The sequence below is a fragment of the Streptomyces daqingensis genome, from assembly GCF_014645895.1.
Classification (GTDB): Bacteria; Actinomycetota; Actinomycetes; order Streptomycetales; family Streptomycetaceae; genus Streptomyces; species Streptomyces daqingensis.
The window spans coordinates 1-637 of record NZ_BMMP01000044.1; the positions used below are offsets into that span (position 1 = coordinate 1).

The 637-nt window shown below is 67.3% G+C and carries 1 pseudogene; it reads left to right on the top strand.

Annotation, left to right across the window (positions count from 1 at the left end):
• Positions 1-144 precede the first annotated feature (144 nt).
• Positions 145-637 (top strand): annotated as a pseudogene (locus tag IEY56_RS28145) (IS5 family transposase); the annotation flags it as partial.

The window sequence follows — 637 nt, forward strand, 5'->3', positions numbered from 1 at the left end:
AAGCAGTACAAGGCCCTCGCCACCCGCTACGACAAACTCGCCCGCCACTACCAGGCCATGGTCACCATCGCCTGCCTGCAACTCTGGCTCGCCACATGACTTTCCGGACACGCCCTAGGCGGTGTCTTCAATTGATCTTGGGTGATGGATCATGGTCGGGTGATACGTCGACATGAACTGTCCGATGAAGAGTGGGAGTTCGTCCGGCCGCTGCTGCCCCAGTCACTGCGGGGAAGGAAGCGGCTGGACGACCGCACCGTGCTCAACGGGATCGTGTGGAAGTTCCGGACGGGCACGGCCTGGCGTGACGTGCCCGAGCGGTACGGTCCATGGGCCACGCTGCCCACCCGCTTTCGCCGGTGGGCCCTGGACGGCACCTTCGAGCGGATGCTCCAGGCGGCTCAGGCGAGGGCGGACGCGACCGGCGACATCGACTGGCTCGTGTCGATCGACTCGACCGTGGTCCGTGCCCACCAGCACGCTGCCGGGGCCCGAAAAGGGGGCTCCGCGGCCCCGGACTCGGCCGGTCCCGAGGCGGCCTGACCAGCAAGATTCACCTCGCCTGCGATGCCCTGGGACGCCCGCTCGCCTTCACCGTCACAGGCGGGAACACCAACGACTGCACCCAGTTCGCCGC